The 16,173-nt window shown below is 63.9% G+C and carries 16 protein-coding genes; 8 read left to right on the top strand and 8 right to left on the bottom strand.

Going from position 1 to position 16,173, the window contains the following annotated elements; all coding sequences use genetic code 11:
* Positions 1 to 8: 8 nt before the first annotated feature.
* Complete coding sequence (gene dmeF / locus E6B08_RS26805) at positions 9 to 944, bottom strand: CDF family Co(II)/Ni(II) efflux transporter DmeF (protein ID WP_136916727.1); 936 nt, start codon at positions 942 to 944, stop codon at positions 9 to 11.
* 70 nt (positions 945 to 1,014) lie between these two features.
* Between dmeF and E6B08_RS26800 the strand changes: the two genes are divergently transcribed.
* Together E6B08_RS26800 and E6B08_RS26795 are read left to right on the top strand one after the other, a co-directional pair.
* The gene (locus E6B08_RS26800) at positions 1,015 to 1,290 is read left to right on the top strand and encodes a metal/formaldehyde-sensitive transcriptional repressor (protein WP_133332169.1); all 276 of its coding nucleotides are present in this window, start codon (positions 1,015 to 1,017) and stop codon (positions 1,288 to 1,290) included.
* Between the two features lie 164 nt (positions 1,291 to 1,454).
* Positions 1,455 to 1,862 carry a type II toxin-antitoxin system HicB family antitoxin gene (locus E6B08_RS26795; RefSeq protein WP_136916726.1) on the top strand — a complete coding sequence of 136 codons (408 nt, stop codon included), beginning with the start codon at positions 1,455 to 1,457 and terminating at the stop codon, positions 1,860 to 1,862.
* A 54-nt stretch (positions 1,863 to 1,916) separates the two neighbouring features.
* Here E6B08_RS26795 and E6B08_RS26790 read toward each other — a convergent pair whose 3' ends face one another.
* On the bottom strand, positions 1,917 to 2,810 hold the full coding sequence (locus E6B08_RS26790; RefSeq protein ID WP_136916725.1) for a LysR family transcriptional regulator: 894 nt from the start codon (positions 2,808 to 2,810) through the stop codon (positions 1,917 to 1,919).
* Positions 2,811 to 2,888: 78 nt separating this feature from the next.
* Here E6B08_RS26790 and E6B08_RS26785 point away from each other — a divergent pair, with 78 nt between their 5' ends.
* Complete coding sequence (locus E6B08_RS26785; RefSeq protein ID WP_136916724.1) at positions 2,889 to 3,653, top strand: sulfite exporter TauE/SafE family protein; 765 nt, start codon at positions 2,889 to 2,891, stop codon at positions 3,651 to 3,653.
* Here the strand turns inward: E6B08_RS26785 and E6B08_RS26780 are convergent.
* Complete coding sequence (locus tag E6B08_RS26780) at positions 3,643 to 3,957, bottom strand: putative quinol monooxygenase (RefSeq protein WP_136916723.1); 315 nt, start codon at positions 3,955 to 3,957, stop codon at positions 3,643 to 3,645. The two genes, E6B08_RS26785 and E6B08_RS26780, sit on opposite strands and share 11 nt — an antisense overlap.
* Positions 3,958 to 4,153: 196 nt before the next feature.
* On the opposite strand from E6B08_RS26780, the gene E6B08_RS26775 reads away from it, so the two are divergent.
* From E6B08_RS26775 to ggt, 3 genes are all read left to right on the top strand, one after another.
* Positions 4,154 to 4,744 carry an NAD(P)H-dependent oxidoreductase gene (locus E6B08_RS26775; RefSeq protein ID WP_136916722.1) on the top strand — a complete coding sequence of 197 codons (591 nt, stop codon included), beginning with the start codon at positions 4,154 to 4,156 and terminating at the stop codon, positions 4,742 to 4,744.
* Between the two features lie 101 nt (positions 4,745 to 4,845).
* Entirely contained in the window at positions 4,846 to 5,742 is an 897-nt protein-coding gene (locus tag E6B08_RS26770) for a LysR family transcriptional regulator (protein ID WP_136916721.1), read from the top strand.
* A gap of 117 nt (positions 5,743 to 5,859) precedes the next feature.
* Positions 5,860 to 7,527, top strand: coding sequence for a gamma-glutamyltransferase (ggt, locus tag E6B08_RS26765; protein ID WP_136916720.1), 1,668 nt, complete (start codon positions 5,860 to 5,862; stop codon positions 7,525 to 7,527).
* Between the two features lie 86 nt (positions 7,528 to 7,613).
* On the opposite strand, the gene E6B08_RS26760 is transcribed toward ggt, so the two are convergent.
* Together E6B08_RS26760 and E6B08_RS26755 are read right to left on the bottom strand one after the other, a co-directional pair.
* The gene (locus E6B08_RS26760; RefSeq protein ID WP_136916719.1) at positions 7,614 to 9,533 is read right to left on the bottom strand and encodes a methyl-accepting chemotaxis protein; all 1,920 of its coding nucleotides are present in this window, start codon (positions 9,531 to 9,533) and stop codon (positions 7,614 to 7,616) included.
* Between the two features lie 208 nt (positions 9,534 to 9,741).
* Positions 9,742 to 10,626 carry a neutral zinc metallopeptidase gene (locus E6B08_RS26755; protein ID WP_136916718.1) on the bottom strand — a complete coding sequence of 295 codons (885 nt, stop codon included), beginning with the start codon at positions 10,624 to 10,626 and terminating at the stop codon, positions 9,742 to 9,744.
* Between the two features lie 183 nt (positions 10,627 to 10,809).
* Here E6B08_RS26755 and pcaH point away from each other — a divergent pair, with 183 nt between their 5' ends.
* Positions 10,810 to 11,529, top strand: a complete 720-nt coding sequence (gene pcaH / locus E6B08_RS26750; protein ID WP_136916717.1) for a protocatechuate 3,4-dioxygenase subunit beta — start codon at positions 10,810 to 10,812, stop codon at positions 11,527 to 11,529.
* Positions 11,530 to 11,539: 10 nt separating this feature from the next.
* Positions 11,540 to 12,145 (top strand): protocatechuate 3,4-dioxygenase subunit alpha, encoded by a 606-nt coding sequence (gene pcaG, locus E6B08_RS26745; protein WP_136916716.1) that lies wholly within the window; start codon positions 11,540 to 11,542, stop codon positions 12,143 to 12,145.
* A 144-nt stretch (positions 12,146 to 12,289) separates the two neighbouring features.
* Here the strand turns inward: pcaG and trmA are convergent, their stop codons facing one another.
* The 3 genes from trmA to E6B08_RS26730 form a co-directional block, all read right to left on the bottom strand.
* Positions 12,290 to 13,375: a tRNA (uridine(54)-C5)-methyltransferase TrmA gene (gene trmA, locus E6B08_RS26740; RefSeq protein WP_136916715.1), complete on the bottom strand. Its 1,086-nt coding sequence runs from the start codon at positions 13,373 to 13,375 to the stop codon at positions 12,290 to 12,292.
* The gene (locus E6B08_RS26735) at positions 13,372 to 14,667 is read right to left on the bottom strand and encodes an NCS2 family permease (protein WP_136916714.1); all 1,296 of its coding nucleotides are present in this window, start codon (positions 14,665 to 14,667) and stop codon (positions 13,372 to 13,374) included. The genes trmA and E6B08_RS26735 overlap by 4 nt, the downstream gene beginning before the upstream one ends.
* Positions 14,668 to 14,951: 284 nt before the next feature.
* Positions 14,952 to 16,172 carry an MFS transporter gene (locus tag E6B08_RS26730; protein WP_136916713.1) on the bottom strand — a complete coding sequence of 407 codons (1,221 nt, stop codon included), beginning with the start codon at positions 16,170 to 16,172 and terminating at the stop codon, positions 14,952 to 14,954.
* Position 16,173 lies beyond the last annotated feature (1 nt).

Below are 16,173 nucleotides of genomic sequence, written 5' to 3'. Positions count from 1 at the left end.
TGGCCGCGCTATGCCGACGCATTGATCTCGACAGTGATATGGGCCAGTTCCTCATGCACGGCCAGGGCCTGGCGCACGCTTTCGGCGCTGAGTGCGCCGGTGGTGGCCAGGCTGAGGATGCAGGCGTATCGGTCCTTGCCCACGCGCCACACATGCAAGTCGGTGATGCGCGCCGCCACCGGCAGTTGCGCGACCACCTCGCGAACTTCCTCGACCACTGGCGCATCCATCTCGGCATCCAGCAGCACCCGGCCGGTGTCACGCAGCAGGCCACGCGCCCAGACCGCCACCAGTACTGCGCCGACCAGGCCCATGGCCGGGTCGAGCCAGCCTGCCCCCCAGAGCTTGCCAGCCAAAAGGGCGATGATCGCCAATACCGAGGTGGCAGCGTCGGCGATCACGTGCAGGTAGGCCGAACGCAGGTTGAGGTCCTGGTGGTGATGACCATGGCCGTGGTGATGATCGTGGCCATGATCGTGGTGGTGCGTGTGATCGCCGCGTAGCAACCAGGCGCAGATCAGGTTCAGGGCCAGGCCGATCACGGCGATGAAAATCGCCTCGTCGTAGTGGATCGGGCCAGGGGCGAGCAGGCGTTCTACTGATTGGAAGGCCATCAGCCCGGCTACCCCGAGCAGCAGCAGGGCACTGGAGTAACCGCCGAGGATTTCGATTTTCCAGGTGCCGAAGGCGAAACGCCGGTCGCCGGCATAACGCCGCGCCGCGGCATAGGCCAGCAGCGACAGGCCCAGGGCCAGGGCGTGCGAGCTCATGTGCCAGCCGTCTGCGAGCAGGGCCATGGAGTTGAAGAACCAGCCGCCGGCGATTTCTGCCACCATCATCACGGCCGTCAGCCACACCGCCAGCCGGGTCTTGCGCTCGGCACCGAGGTTGCTGGTGTGGAACTGGTGGCTCAGCCGGCAATGGCCTGAGGTTTGTGTCGCCATGGTTTATCATGATCCGGTAAGGTCGAGAAACATACTATACCCCAGTATACCTATCATGGTGTGAAACGACATGGCACATACCCAGAAGGGCAAGAAGCAGCTGTTGACCCGGGTGCGCAAGATCAAGGGCCAGGCGGCGGCGCTGGAAACCGCGCTGGAGCAGGACAAGGACTGCCTGGCGATCCTGCAGCAGATCGCCGCCGTACGCGGCGCGGTGAACGGACTGATGGCCGAGGTGATGGAGGGCCACATCCGCGAGCATCTGGTGGCGGATGGGCTGAGTGCGCAGGAGCGGCAGGAAGAGGCGGATAAAGTGGCGTCGTTGTTGCGGTCTTACTTGAAGTGATACCCCAGGGGGGTATCTACATATCTGATTTCCTGCCTGTGGGTAGGAATAAGCCCACCTGATTCGTCCAAGCTATCCACTGGTCGCTTTAGGTGTGGATAGTGTGTAGTGCGCATGTTCTATTTCCCGGCAGTTTCACAGCTTGATCGCAGCGGAGATACACCATGAAGTTCCCAGTCGTGTTGCACAAGGACATCGATTCGGTTTACGGCGTCATCGTTCCGGATGTTCCTGGCTGCTTTTCCGCAGCGCAGACCGTTGGCCAGGCACTGCGAAATGTCCAGGAAGCCCTGGCGTTGCATTTTGAGGGATTGGTCGCCGATAACGAGGCACTGCCACAGGCACAGGAAGTCGATGTGCACATCGACAACCCCGACTACGCCGGTGACGTCTGGGCCGTTGTCGACTTCGACGTAACGCCTTATCTGGGAAAGGCCGTGCGCTTCAATGCGACGCTGCCAGAAAACCTGCTGCAGCGGATCGACGAAAAGGTCAAACGTGACCAGCGCTATGCATCTCGCTCAGGGTTTCTCGCCACGGCGGCGCTGCGAGAGCTGGCGCTCGAGCATTGAAGGCAAAAAGGCTACTGGCTGTGGCGCAGCTCGACATCATCATGGGAAGTGACGTTATCGCTCCTGGCGCACGCTCAATCTTTCCACCAACCCTGCGGCATACCCCGGCAGGCTTGGAAAGTCCCGGGCGCACAGCAACAGCTGGCGGTTGGCCCAATCCTCTTCCAGCGGCACCCACTGCATCGGCAGCACGCCTTCCCAGCGTCTTACCGAAGCCTGCGGTACCACGGCCACCCCAGCCCCGCCCGCAACCATGCGTATGACGCCGTCGAAGCCTTCGGCCCTGACGCGCACATGCATCCGCCGGCCTTCGCGCAGGGCCTGTTCCTCCAGGTGAAGAGCCAGTGCGCTGCTGGCGCCGAGGCCGACATGGCCATGGGCAAGGCTATCGATGAAGGTGGGGTTGGCCCGGTCCATCAGTGGATGCCCTGGCGGCATGACCAGTACCAGTGGGTCGTGGCGAAAGGGCAAGGTCTGCAAGTGCGTGCTCGGCGCGGCGGTGGAGATGATGCCGAGGTCGGCCATACCCTGGGTGATCGACTGGACGATGCGCAAGCTTGGCAGCTCCTGCACATCGACACTGACGCCAGGGTTGTCGGCCAGGTAGCTGGCCAGCAGTTCGGGCAGGTATTCGGTCAGTGCCGCGGTGTTGCACAACAGCCGCACCTGGCCCTGCTGACCCTGGGCGTACTGCGCCAAGTCGAATTGCAGGCGTTCGACCTGCTGGCCAATCAACCGCGCGTGCTGCAGCAGTGCCTGGCCGGCCGGCGTTGGCTGCACGCCACGGCGGTTGCGTTCGAGCAGCGCGACACCCAGCGAGGCCTCCATCGCACGGATGCGTGCGCTGGCCGCCGGCAACGAAAGGTGGCTACGGCGTGCCCCGGCGGTGATGTTGCCGCATTCGAGGGTGTGCTGGAACAGCGTCAGGTCGATCAGGTCGAAATGCATCTGCCTATGTCCTGGCAAGAGTCTGGCTCAAGTTATGCCAGATTTTCAGCCGCCGCGCCGCCCGGCATGATGCCGCCCATGAATACCTTGATCGCCTTCTACCAGAATATGGGCTTGCCATTGACCCTGCTGGTGCTCTTCACCTTCCTCCTGGCCGGCGCGGTCAAGGGCGTGATCGGCCTCGGTCTGCCGACTGTCGCCATGGGCTTGCTGGGCGTGGCTATGTCTCCGGCACAGGCAGCGGCACTGCTGATCGTACCTTCGACCCTCACCAACCTCTGGCAGCTTGCGGCGGGCGGTCACGTGCTGACGCTGTTGCGAAGACTCGGGCCGATGCTGCTGACAATCTTCATCGGCACCGGGTTCGGCAGTGCCTGGTTGGGTATCGACAGCGGGCCTTGGGCTGCCCATGCGCTGGGTGCAGCGTTGTTGATCTATGCCTGCTATGGGCTGGTTGGCCCAACCTTGCATGTGGCCCCAGGCAGAGAGCGTTGGCTGGGCCCGCTGTGCGGCCTGGCGACCGGGGTGGTGACGGCGGCCACAGGGGTATTCGTGATGCCAGCGGTGCCCTACCTGCAAAGCCTGGGCCTGAGTCGCGACGAGTTGATCCAGGCCCTTGGGCTGTCGTTCACCGTCTCGACCCTGGCGCTGGCCCTGGGCCTGGCTGGGCAGGACGCCCTCGGTGGCCAGGCCCTCGGGGCGTCGTTGACGATGGTGCTGCCGGCGCTGCTGGGCATGCTGATGGGGCAATGGCTGCGTCTGCGTATCAGCGCGGTGCTGTTCAAACGCTGCTTCTTCATCGGCCTGGCCGCCCTCGGCTGCCACCTGTTGCTCAACGGCTAGCCGAGGAGGGGCTGAGCATGTCGATGCGCTGGATATCGAACTCGCGCTCCAGGTAATCCATGCGTTTTTCGAAGAACTCGGCCATGTGCGGCAGGGCCGAATGTACGTCCAGGGCGGCCTTGCTGGCCCATACCTCGAAGAACACGAACAGGCTCGGGTCCTGCTGATCGCGCAGCATGTGGTACTCGATGCATCCTGGCTCCCGGCGGCTCGGCTCGACGTACGCACGGAACAGGGTCTCGAAGGCGTCGGACATTTCTGGGCGGGTCTTGGCTTGGAGGATGAATGCGTATGGCTCGTTCATCTATGACTACTCGCTGAAGGAAGATGTGGCGAGTTTAGGGCAATAATCGGCATTTGATTTGTGATGTCAGCGCAAATGTATTTTGCCACGTGGCTACTTTTTGCCCAGCTCACGAGCCTTTAATCTGCCGGTCAATCGATTTCCGATTCGACCCAGGCGGCAAGCCTCGGTCGACCCGAACAGACCCGAGGCCAGCATGAAAAAGATCCTTTTGCTCAACGGTGGTAAACAGTTCGCCCATTCCGAAGGCCGTCTGAACCAGACCCTGCATGACGTTGCCATGGCCTACCTGGACCGTGCTGGCTACGACGTCCAGCAGACCTTCATCGACGGTGGCTATGACGTGCAGGCCGAAGTGGAGAAATTCCTCTGGGCCGACGTGGTGATCTACCAGATGCCGGGTTGGTGGATGGGTGCCCCCTGGACCGTGAAGAAGTACGTCGACGATGTCTTCACCGCCGGGCACGGTAGCCTCTATGCCAGCGACGGCCGCAGCCGTTCGGATGCCTCCAAGCGCTACGGCAGTGGTGGCCTGATCCAGGGCAAGCAGTACATGTTGTCGCTGACCTGGAACGCGCCGCTGGAGGCCTTCGACGACCCTGCCGATTTCTTCGAAGGCAAGGGCGTGGATGCGGTGTACTTCCCGTTCCACAAGGCCAACCAGTTCCTCGGCATGACCGGCCTGCCAACGTTCCTGACCAACGATGTGATCAAGAACCCGGATGTGCCGGCGGCGTTGGCGGCCTATGAAGCGCATCTTGCAGAGGTGTTTGGCAAGGCTGAGTGATTGCGTTGCCTGTACCGGCCCCTTCGCCGGTACAGGCACAGCTGGACTTGGCATCGACAAGCGCTATCTAATCCCTGCAAAGTCCCAGCGAAGGCCCAGACGTGAAAACCCGATCCGAAGAGCTCCAGGTATTCGTCGCCGTAATCGACTGCGGCTCGATCTCCGCTGCCGCCGAGCAGATCGGCCAGACCCCTTCAGCGGTCAGCCGTACCCTGTCGCGGCTGGAGGCCAAGCTGGGGACCACCTTGGTCAACCGCACCACGCGGCGCATGGACCTCACCGAAGAGGGGCGGTTCTTCCTCGAACGCGCGCGCCTGGTGCTCGAACAGATGGACGACATGGAAGAGCGCCTGTCGATGCACCGCCAGACGCCGTCGGGGCGCCTGCGCATCAACGCCGCCGCGCCGTTCATGCTGCATGCGATACTGCCCTGGATCGGCGAGTTCCGCCGCCAGTACCCGGCCATCGAGCTCGAACTCAACACCGACGACCTGATCATCGACCTGCTGGAGCAGAGCACCGACGTCGCCATCCGCATCGGCGAGCTGGCCGATTCCAGCCTGCATGCCCGTTCTCTGGGCTGCAGCCCGGTACAGATCCTGGCAAGCCCCGACTACCTGGAACGCCACGGCACACCCACCCAGGTCGAGGATCTGAGCAATCACTGCCTGCTCGGTTTCAGCCAGCCCGAGTCGCTCAACCAATGGCCACTGCGCCATGCCCAGGGCGATCGCTGGAGCATCCGCCCGGCGCTGCTCGCTTCCAGTGGCGAGACCCTGCGCCAGTTGGCCCTGGCCGGCGAGGGCATCGTCAGCCTGTCGCACTTCATGACCCATGAAGACATCCGCGCCGGCCGCCTGCAGGTGCTGCTCGGCGAGGCCAACAACGGCTACCGCCAGCCGATCCATGCGGTGTATTACCGCAATACGCAATTGGCGCTGCGCATCCAGTGCTTCCTCGATTTCATCCAGGACAAACTGGCCCGATACGCCTGTTGAGTTGCCTGTACACGACAAATCCTGCCCCCAGGCGGCGAATTTTCCTTCAAGTGTTTGCACAGTCGGCTCGCTTCGGCCTTACTGACTGATCAACAAAAACAACACCAAGGAAGTGTCATGCGTATTGTCCCGTTCCAGTCCCTGGCGCTCGCGGCCGCGATATTGAGCTGTTCTTCGGCATATGCCTTAACCTTGGAGGGTGGCGCCGTGGCCGCGCCTGATCAATATGGCGCACAGGTGGCCGCCGATATCCTCAAGAAGGGCGGCAACGCAGTGGACGCCGCAGTCGCTACTGCCTTCACCCTGGCCGTGACCTACCCCGAGGCCGGCAACATCGGCGGCGGTGGTTTCATGACCCTGTTCGTCGATGGCAAGCCGTATTTCCTCGACTATCGAGAAGTGGCGCCCAAGGCCGCGACCCGCAACATGTACCTGGATGAAAAGGGCGAGGTGATCGAGAACCTCAGCCTGGTCGGCGCCCGCGCCGCCGGTGTACCCGGCACGGTGATGGGCCTGTGGGAAGCGCACCAGAAGTTCGGCAAGTTGCCCTGGAGCGAGCTGCTGACGCCCGCCATCGGCTATGCCCGCGATGGCTTCAAGATCGCCCGCAAGCAGTATCAGTATCGCGACGATGCCCAGGGCATGTTCAAGACCGCGACCAACTTCAACGACTACTTCGGCAACATGAAAGTCGGCGAGCCGTTCAAGCAGCCGGAAATGGCCCAGACCCTCGAGCGTATCGCCGACAAGGGCGCCAACGAGTTCTACCAGGGCAAGACCGCCGACCTGCTGGTGGCGCAGATGCAGACCGACAAGGGCCTGATCACCAAGGAAGACCTCAAGGACTACAAGGCGCTGTGGCGCGAGCCGATTGCCATCGAGTGGCGCGGCAACGTGGTCTATACCGCACCACCGCCGAGCTCAGGCGGCGTGGCGCTGGCGCAGCTGCTGGGCATCAAGGAAGACCGCGCCGCGGACTTCAAGGGAGTGGCGCACAACTCTGCGCAGTACATCCACCTGCTGGCGGAAATCGAGAAGCGCGTGTTCGCCGACCGCGCCGACTACCTGGGCGACCCAGGCTTCACCAAGGTGCCGGTGGACCAATTGGTGGCCAAGGACTACCTGGCCAAGCGCGCGGCGCAGGTCGACCCCAAGGCGATCTCACCCACCGACCAGGTCAAGCCGGGCCTGGAACCGCACCAGACCACGCACTTCTCGATCGTCGACAAAGAGGGTAACGCGGTGAGCAACACCTACACCCTCAACCTCGACTACGGCAGTGGCGTGGTGGTCAAGGGTGCGGGCTTCCTGCTCAACGACGAAATGGACGACTTCAGCGCCAAACCGGGAACGGCCAACGTATTCGGCGTGGTGGGCGGCGACGCCAACGCCATCGAGCCGGGCAAACGCATGCTCTCGTCCATGAGCCCGAGCCTGATGACCCGCGATGGCAAGGTGGTGCTGGTGCTGGGCACTCCCGGCGGCTCGCGGATCTTCACCTCGATCTTCCAGGTGATGAACAACCTGTACGACTACGACATGCCGCTGGAGAAGGCCGTGGCGGCGCAGCGCGTGCACCATCAGTTGCTGCCCAAGGACACCCTCTACTTCGACAGCTATGCGCCGCTGACCGGTGCGGTGGCCGATGAGTTGAAGAAAATGGGTTATGTGCTGGAGGATCAGGGCTGGGAGATGGGGGATATCCAGGCGATCCGGGTGAGCGGTGAGAAGCTGGAAACAGCCTCGGATCCGCGGGGGCGTGGGGTAGGGATGATCGTCAAGTAAACGGATGTCATTGAGGGCCTCATCGCCGGCAAGCCGGCGCCTACAGGATTCGTAGGCGCCGGCTTGCTTGCGATGAGGCCATATGATCAGACGCGGAACTGACTGACCAGCATCTGCAGATGCCCACCCAGGCGCGCCAGCTCGACGCTGGACGCCGCCGTTTCATCGCTGGCCGCGGCGGTCTGTTCCGACACGTCGCGCACATTGAGGATGCTGCGGCTGATCTCCTCGGCCACCGCGCTCTGCTGCTCGGCCGCTGCAGCGATCTGCTGGTTCATCGACTGGATGTTCGACACCGTACTGGTGATGTTCTCAAGCGACACACCGGCCTTGCGTGCCAGTTCCACGCTGCTGTCGGTCAGGGTGCGGCTACCTTGCATGGCATTGGCCACTTGCTGGGTACCGGCCTGCAGGCCTGCGACCAACTCCTCGATCTCCTCGGTGGACTTCTGCGTGCGCTGGGCCAGCCCGCGCACTTCGTCTGCGACCACGGCGAAGCCGCGCCCGGCTTCACCGGCACGGGCCGCTTCGATGGCGGCGTTGAGCGCCAGTAGGTTGGTCTGCTCGGCCACCGACTTGATCACGTCCATGACGCTGCCGATCTTCTGGCTTTCCTGTTGCAGCAGGTTCATCGCCTCGGTGGAGCGGTGCACTTCCTCGGCCAGGCGTTCGATCTGGCTGATCGCCTCGCCCACCACGCGGTCGCCGGCCCGGGCTTCGCCGTCGGCCCCGGTAGCGGCGTGGGACGCCTGTTCGGCGTTGCGCGCCACTTCCTGCACGGTCGCGGCCATTTCATGCATCGCAGTGGCGACCTGGTCGGTCTCGACCTTCTGGCTGTTGGCGCCTGCGCTGGTCTGCTCGGTGACCGCCGACAGCTCCTCGGCGGCGCTGGCGATCTGCGTGACACCATCGCGGATGCCGCCGATCAGCTCGCGCAAGGTGGTGCCCATGTGGCTGATGCCCTGTTGCAGCACGCCCAGTTCGTCGCGGCGGGTCACACGCAGGTTCTGGGTCAGGTCGCCGCTGGCGATCTTCTCCACCGCTTGCAGGGTTTCACGCAGCGGACGGGTGATCTGGCGAGTGATGATCACCGCGGCCAGCACGCCCACCAGCAACGCCAGCAACGTGGCGATGATCTGCATGCTGCGTGCCTGGGCGCTTTCGGCGTCGCGGCGCTCGATCTGGATCTGGTACAGGGCGTCGCTGTGCTTGACGATATCGGCGCCTTCAACGGTCATTTCGGCGCGTGCGGTGGTGATTTGCACCACTGCGTCGCGCAATTGCCGCACAGCGTCGCGGTAGGCCTGCACGGCTTGGTCGAACGGCTGCAAGCGGGCCGCCTCGTCAGGCAGTTGGCGCTTGAGGTTGTCGACCTGCGCCAGGGTGCTGTCGAGTTGGCCGAGGGCAGCCTGTTCGTTGGCCGCGCTGTTGTCGGCGATGTAGCCGCGCACGGCGATGCGCACCTGCAGCAGTTGCTGGCGCACGTTGCTGATCACCTGGTAGTGCTCCAGGCGCACGTTGTCTGACTCGGGCCGGGCCAGCACCTCGCGGCTGAGGTTGTCCATGGCCTGGTCGGCATTGGCCGCCGAAACGTTCATGGCTTCGCGGGCGGCCAGGCTGTTCTTGTAGCCGACGCGCATCTTGTTCAGCGAGACCTTGTATTGCTCGATGGTGGCGCCCAAGTCTTGCAACAGCTTGACGTTGGCCGGGCTGGTGAAGGTGGTGACCAGGTACTGCTGTTGTTTGGCGAAGGTGTCCAGCTTGGCCTGGGTATTGGCCGCCGCCGCATCGTCGCCGTTGGCGATCATGTACTGCAAGCGCGCGACGCGCAGTTCGGTCAGGTCCTTGTTGAGCTGGCCGATGTCGCCCATCCAGTTGCTACGGTCGATCAGGCTGCCCAGGCTGTTCCAGCCGGTCAGGGCCAGCAGTCCGGTCAGGACCAGGACCAGGCCGAAGCCCAGGCCCAGCTTGAGGTTGACGCTGATATTGGCAAACCAGCTGTTCATGCACGCTCTCCAGAAGTTATTCGCTCACTTGATCGTCGATCGCAGGGCGTTCTTGTTCTGCGAGCCCGCTGATTCGTGCAGGGGTTATCGGCAGGGCAGGGCCAAGCTGAAACGCTTTTTCAGCGGATATGTAACAAGACGAAAACGTTTGCGTCGTTTTTTGCTGACGCATTCGCGGCGAACCGCCGCGAATGGAGGTGAAGGGGAGTCAAAGACTGCGCGCGCTGAAGGTATCGCAGCTATTCACATCGCCCTGGGCGAACCCGGTCTTGAACCAGCGCACCCGCTGCGCCGAGGTGCCATGGGTGAACGAATCAGGCACCACGCGGCCCTGGCCCTGCTGCTGCAGGCGGTCGTCGCCGATGGCATTGGCGGCGTTCAGCGCTTCCTCGATATCGCCCGGTTCCAGCCAGTTCAGGCGCTGCTGCGCCTGGTACGCCCAGACGCCGGCCAGGCAATCGGCCTGCAGCTCCTGACGTACCAGCAGGCCGTTGTCGCCTTCCATGCGTTGGCCGGCGCGGCGCGCAGCGTCGACCTTGGCCGAGACGCCAAGCAAGGTCTGCACGTGATGGCCGATCTCGTGGGCGATGACATAGGCCTGGGCGAAGTCGCCTGCAGCGGCGAAGCGGGTTTCCATTTCGCGGAAGAACGACATGTCCAGATACACCCGCTGGTCGGCCGGGCAGTAGAACGGCCCCACTGCCGCCGAGGCGAAGCCGCAGGCCGAATTCACCTGGCCACTGAACAGCACCAGCTTGGGGTCGCTGTATTGCTTGCCAGCCTGGGAAAACAGCGCCTTCCAGGTATCTTCGGTGTCGCCCAGTACCGAGGCGACGAATTCGGCTTGCTCGTCGTTGGCCGGCGGAGCCTTGCCACCGGCGCCGCTCGGGGCGTGCTGCTGCTGTTCCATCTGGCCTGCGAGCTGACCAAGGATCTGCAAGGGGTCCTGCCCGGTGATCCAGCCGATGCCGACGATCAGCAGGATGGCCCCCAGGCCCAGCCCCTTGCCACCACCGAAGCGCATGCCGCCGCCACCGCCTTCTCCGCGGGCGTCGACGACGTTGTCGCTGCGCCGGCCTTTTCGCCAATCCATGAATAGCTCTCCAAAACCATGAAACATGAAGACATAGACTAGTTCACAGGCGGCGAATCGACTAATACATAACCATTTGGTTATGGATATAAAGGCTGAATTCAATATCCATCAGGTCTGGCCTGCTTGAAACTGCAAGTCCCCGAAGAGGGGCTTCACATAATTCCAAGAGAGGAAAACGGCATGCCCGCCCAGGACAACAGCCGCTTCGTGATCCGTGATCGCAACTGGCACCCCAAGGCCCTCACGCCCGACTACAAGACGTCCATTGCCCGCTCGCCGCGCCAGGCATTGGTCAGCATCCCGCAGTCGATCAGCGAAACCACCGGCCCTGACTTCTCCCACCTGGGCTTCGGTGCCCATGACCATGACTTGCTGCTGAACTTCAACAATGGTGGCTTGCCGATCGGCGAGCGCATCATTCTGGCCGGCCGCGTGCTCGACCAGTACGGCAAGCCGGTGCCCAACACCCTGGTGGAAATCTGGCAGGCCAACGCTGGCGGCCGCTATCGCCACAAGAACGACCGCTACCTGGCCCCGCTGGACCCGAACTTCGGTGGCGTCGGTCGTTGCCTGACCGACCGCGACGGCTTCTACAGCTTCCGCACCATCAAGCCGGGCCCGTACCCATGGCGTAACGGCCCCAACGACTGGCGCCCGGCGCACATCCATGTGTCCGTCAGTGGCCCGGCCCTCGCCACCAAACTGATCACCCAGCTGTATTTCGAAGGCGACCCGCTGATCCCGCTGTGCCCGATCGTCAAGTCGATCGCCAACCCAGAGGCCGTGCAGCAGTTGATCGCCAAGCTCGACATGGGCCACGCCAACCCCATGGACGCCCTGGCCTACCGCTTCGACATCGTGCTGCGCGGCCAGCGCAAGACCCACTTCGAAAACTGCTGAGGACACCGCCATGCCAATCGAACTGCTGCCGGAAACCCCTTCGCAGACCGCCGGCCCCTACGTGCACATCGGCCTGGCCCTGGAAGCGGCAGGCAACCCCACGCGCGACAAGGAAATCTGGAACCGCCTGGCCAAGCCCGACGCGCCCGGCGAACACATCCTGCTGATCGGCCAGGTGTACGACGGCAACGGGCACCTGGTGCGCGACTCGTTCTTGGAAATCTGGCAGGCCGATGGCAACGGCCAGTACCAGGATGCCTACAACCTGGAAAACGCCTTCAACAGCTTCGGCCGTACCGCCACCACTTTCGATGCCGGTGAGTGGACCGTGCACACGGTCAAGCCGGGTGTGGTGAAAAACGCCGCCGGTGTGCCGATGGCACCGCACATTAACCTCAGCCTGTTCGCACGGGGGATCAATATCCACCTGCATACCCGGCTGTATTTCGATGATGAGGCCGAGGCCAACGCCAAGTGCCCGGTGCTCAACCTGATCGAGCAGCCGCAGCGCCGCGAGACCTTGATTGCCAAGCGATGCGAAGTGGATGGGAAGACGGCGTATCGTTTCGATATCCGTATCCAGGGGGAAGGGGAGACGGTGTTCTTCGACTTCTGAGTGAAATTTGGGGGCCGCTCTGCGGCCCTTTCGCGACACAAGGCCGCTCCCACAAACAACACGCATACCTTCAAGATGGCGCGGTATTTGTGGGAGCGGCCTTGTGTCGCGATGGGCTGCAAAGCAGCCCCGGCAATCTTTGGATCAGCGCCGAACCAGCAACACCCCACTCTCCATGTGGTGGGTATAGGGGAACTGGTCGAACAGCGCGCAGCGCTCGATGCGGTGGGTGTCCTGCAGTTGGGCGATGTTCGCCGCCAGCGTCTCGGGGTTGCACGAGATGTACAGGATGCGCTCGAAACGTCGGGTCAGCTCGCAGGTGTCCGGGTCCATCCCGGCACGCGGTGGGTCGACGAACACCGTGCCGAACGCGTAGCTTTTCAGGTCGATGCCTTCCAGCCGGCGGAACGGGCGAACGTCGTTCAGTGCCTGGGTCAACTCTTCGGCCGACAGGCGCACCAGGCGCACGTTGTCCACGGCGTTCTCGTCGAGGTTGCTCAGCGCCGCGTTGACCGAGGTCTTGCTGATCTCGGTGGCCAGCACCTGGCGCACGCGGGTGGCCAGCGGCAGGGTGAAGTTGCCGTTGCCGCAATACAGCTCCAGCAGGTCGTCGTCACGCTCGCCGATGGCATCGAAGGCCCAGCTCAGCATCTTCTGGTTCACCGCGCCGTTGGGCTGGGTGAATGCCCCTTCCGGCTGGCGATAGCTGAACACACGGCCGGCCACGTCCAGTTTCTCCACCGCGTAATCGCGGCCGATCACCAGGCGCTTGCCTTTGGAGCGGCCGATCACGCTCACGTCGAGATCGGCGGCCAGCTGCCGGGCCGCCACTTCCCAGGCCTCGTCCAGCGGGCGGTGGTAGCACATCGTAACCATCGCATCGCCGGCCAGGGTGGTCAGGAATTCGACCTGGAACAAGCGGTTGTTCAGCGCCTCGCTACCCTGCCAGGCGGCTTTGAGGCGCGGCATCAGTTCGTTGATGCGCTGGCTGGCGATCGGGAATTCGTCGATCAGGATCGCCTTGTGCTTGTCGCCCGGGGCGAACATCGCATAGTGGCGCTGGCCGTCCTCGCGCCACAGGCGAAACTCCGCGCGCAGGCGGTAATGCTCGCGCGGCGAGTCGAACACGGCCGGCTCCGGCGCGCCGAAGGGCGCCAGCAGCTCGCGCAGGCGCGCGAGCTTGGCGTCCAGCTGCGTGGCGTAGGAGGAGGGGTCGAAGACGGCACTCATGCGTTGAACCAGCCCAGCTTGATGACGAACAGGATGGAAAGGATCACCAGAGCCGGGTTCAGGTCGCGGTGGCGGCCGGAGATCAGCTTGACGGCGGTCCAGGAAATGAAGCCGAAGGCGATGCCGTTGGCGATCGAATAGGTCAGTGGCATGGCCAGGGCGGTCACCACCACCGGTGCGGCTTCGGTGACGTCGTCCCAGTTGATTTCAGCCAGGCCCGAGGCCATCAGCACCGCGACGAACAGCAATGCCGGTGCGGTCGCGAAGGCCGGTACGCTCCCGGCCAGCGGGGCGAAGAACAGCGCCAGCAGGAACAACACCGCCACCACGATGGCGGTCAGGCCGGTGCGGCCACCGGCACTCACGCCAGCGGCAGATTCGATGTAGCTGGTGGTGGTCGACGTGCCCAGCAGCGAACCTGCCATGGCCGCGGTGCTGTCGGCGATCAGGGCGCGGCCCATCTTCGGCATGTGGCCATCCTTGCCCATCAGGCCGGCGCGCTTGGCCACGCCGATCAGGGTGCCGGAGTTGTCGAACAGGTCGACGAACAGGAAGGCGAAGATCACGCTGACCAGGCCGACGTCCAGGGCGCCCTTGATATCCAGCTGGAGGAAGGTCGGGGCCAGCGAAGGCGGCATCGAGACCACGCCACCGAACGGCGTCACGCCCATCAGGATCGAGGCGATGGTCACCACCAGGATGCCGATCAGCACGGCGCCGCGGACCTTCAGCGACTCCAGGCCGACGATCAGGAAGAAGCCCAGGGTAGCGAGGATCGGCGCCGGCTGCTTGAGGTCGCCCAGGCCAACCAGGGTCGCTGGGTTATCGACGACGATGCCTGCGTTATGCAGCGCGATCAGTGCCAGGAACAGGCCGATGCCGGCGGCGATCGCCGAGCGCAGCGGCAGCGGGATGCTGTTCACGATCCATTCGCGGATGCGGAAGATCGACAGCAGGAAGAACATCACCGCCGAGAGGAACACCGCGCCCAGTGCCACCTGCCAGGTGTGGCCCATGTGCAGGACCACGGTGTAGGTGAAGAAGGCGTTCAGGCCCATGCCCGGCGCGAGCGCGATCGGGTAGTTGGCGATCAGGCCCATGGTCACCGAGCCGATGGCAGCGGCCAGGCAGGTGGCGACGAAGATCGCGCCCTTGTCCATGCCGGTTTCGCCGAGGATGCTCGGGTTGACGAACAGGATGTAGGCCATGGCCAGGAACGTCGTGACACCGGCGAGAATCTCGGTGCGCACGTTGGTGTTGTGTGCTCTTAGTTGAAACAGCCTTTCCAGCATGCCCGCTCCCCAAGGCGCCTTCGGGGCGCCGTGAATGTATCGACCCCATCAGCAAAGCACAGTGCGTACCGGGTACGCAGGTTTTGTGTGGGGCGGAAAAAAGCCGCGCATCATACCAGCATGCAGGGCGGGGGCCTATGGCCGTTGGGGGGATGGGGCTGATGGTATCAGTACCGGCCTCTTCGCGGGGCAAGCCCGCTCCCACAAGATCACCAAAGATGGTGAAGTCTAGGAGTACCTGTGGGAGCGGGCTTGCCCCGCGAAGAGGCCGGTACTGGCATACATCAACCGTTGTGCAGCCTGTCCCGCTTGGCCAGGGTCGGAAACAGTTTTATCCACACCCCCGTCACCACCAGTGTCCCCACGCCCCCCAGGACTACAGCCGGCACCGTGCCGAACCAGTGCGCCGTGACCCCGGACTCGAATTCGCCAAGCTGGTTCGAGGCGCCGATGAACAACCCGTTCACCGCACTGACCCGCCCGCGCATTTCGTCCGGTGTCTCCAGCTGCACGAATGCGCCGCGGATCACCATGCTGATCATGTCCGCCGCGCCCAGCACCACCAGCACCGCCAGCGAGAACCAGAACGACGTCGACAGGCCGAAGGCGATGGTCGCCACGCCGAATATGCCGACTGCGGTGAACATGGTGCGCCCGACCTTGCGCTCGAACGGGAAGCGCGCCAGCCACACCGACATCAGCAGCGCTCCCACTGCCGGCGCCGAGCGCAGCAGGCCAAGGCCCAGTGGCCCGGTGAGCAGGATGTCCTTGGCGAACACCGGCAGCAGCGCCGTGGCCCCGCCCAGCAGCACGGCGAACAGGTCCAGCGAGATGGCCCCGAGTATATCCGGGCGGCTGCGGATGAAGCGGATACCGGCCAGCAGCGACTCCAGGCTGGCACGGCCGCGCTGGGCCACCTGGCCACGCGCGTCCAGGCTCAGGGTGAGCACGCAGGCGATGGCATACAGCGCCACAGTCGGCCCGTACACCCAGATGCTGCCGAAGGCGTACAGGAAGCCGCCCACGGCCGGCGCGACGATGGTCGCCGATTGGGTGGCCGATGCCGAGGCGGCCACGGCGCGCGGAAACAGCCCGGGCGGCACCACGTTGGGCAGCAAGGCCTGGGTCGCCGGCATTTCGAACGAGCGGGTCGCGCCCAGCAGGAAGGCCAGCACGAAAATGAGCTCGCGGCTGACGTTGTCGGTGGCACTGCCCAGCGCCAGGGCCAGCGCGATCAGGCCTTGCAGGCTCTGGCACAGCGCCGCGACCTTGCGCCGATCATAGCGGTCGGCGACATGCCCGGTGTGCAGCATGAACAGCACCCGCGGGGCGAACTCGACCAAGCCGACCAGGCCCAGGTCGAGCACGTTGCCGGTGAGCTGGTAGAGGTGCCAGCCAATCGCCACGGTGAGCATCTGGAAGCCGCTGGCGGTGAACACCCGGGCCAGCCAGAAGGCCAGGAACGGACGGTGATGACGCAACAACTGCGGTGCGGAATCGGACATC

Source organism: Pseudomonas putida (genome assembly GCF_005080685.1).
Classification (GTDB): domain Bacteria; phylum Pseudomonadota; class Gammaproteobacteria; order Pseudomonadales; family Pseudomonadaceae; genus Aquipseudomonas; species Aquipseudomonas putida_V.
The sequence above is the reverse complement of the archived record's forward strand: the minus strand, read 5'-3'. Positions and strand labels throughout refer to the sequence as shown.

What these genes read in the sequence shown, in the direction of transcription:
- E6B08_RS26775 (WP_136916722.1), top strand. Translation starts at nt 4,154, where the DNA reads ATGAAAAAGATCCTTTTGCTCAACGGTGGTAAACAGTTCGCCCATTCC.
- E6B08_RS26800 (WP_133332169.1), top strand. Translation starts at nt 1,015, where the DNA reads ATGGCACATACCCAGAAGGGCAAGAAGCAGCTGTTGACCCGGGTGCGC.
- E6B08_RS26735 (WP_136916714.1), bottom strand. Translation starts at nt 14,667, where the DNA reads ATGCTGGAAAGGCTGTTTCAACTAAGAGCACACAACACCAACGTGCGC.
- E6B08_RS26780 (WP_136916723.1), bottom strand. Translation starts at nt 3,957, where the DNA reads ATGAACGAGCCATACGCATTCATCCTCCAAGCCAAGACCCGCCCAGAA.
- E6B08_RS26730 (WP_136916713.1), bottom strand. Translation starts at nt 16,172, where the DNA reads ATGTCCGATTCCGCACCGCAGTTGTTGCGTCATCACCGTCCGTTCCTG.
- E6B08_RS26755 (WP_136916718.1), bottom strand. Translation starts at nt 10,626, where the DNA reads ATGGATTGGCGAAAAGGCCGGCGCAGCGACAACGTCGTCGACGCCCGC.
- E6B08_RS26760 (WP_136916719.1), bottom strand. Translation starts at nt 9,533, where the DNA reads ATGAACAGCTGGTTTGCCAATATCAGCGTCAACCTCAAGCTGGGCCTG.
- pcaH (WP_136916717.1), top strand. Translation starts at nt 10,810, where the DNA reads ATGCCCGCCCAGGACAACAGCCGCTTCGTGATCCGTGATCGCAACTGG.
- E6B08_RS26785 (WP_136916724.1), top strand. Translation starts at nt 2,889, where the DNA reads ATGAATACCTTGATCGCCTTCTACCAGAATATGGGCTTGCCATTGACC.
- E6B08_RS26790 (WP_136916725.1), bottom strand. Translation starts at nt 2,810, where the DNA reads ATGCATTTCGACCTGATCGACCTGACGCTGTTCCAGCACACCCTCGAA.
- E6B08_RS26795 (WP_136916726.1), top strand. Translation starts at nt 1,455, where the DNA reads ATGAAGTTCCCAGTCGTGTTGCACAAGGACATCGATTCGGTTTACGGC.
- pcaG (WP_136916716.1), top strand. Translation starts at nt 11,540, where the DNA reads ATGCCAATCGAACTGCTGCCGGAAACCCCTTCGCAGACCGCCGGCCCC.
- dmeF (WP_136916727.1), bottom strand. Translation starts at nt 944, where the DNA reads ATGGCGACACAAACCTCAGGCCATTGCCGGCTGAGCCACCAGTTCCAC.
- trmA (WP_136916715.1), bottom strand. Translation starts at nt 13,375, where the DNA reads ATGAGTGCCGTCTTCGACCCCTCCTCCTACGCCACGCAGCTGGACGCC.
- ggt (WP_136916720.1), top strand. Translation starts at nt 5,860, where the DNA reads ATGCGTATTGTCCCGTTCCAGTCCCTGGCGCTCGCGGCCGCGATATTG.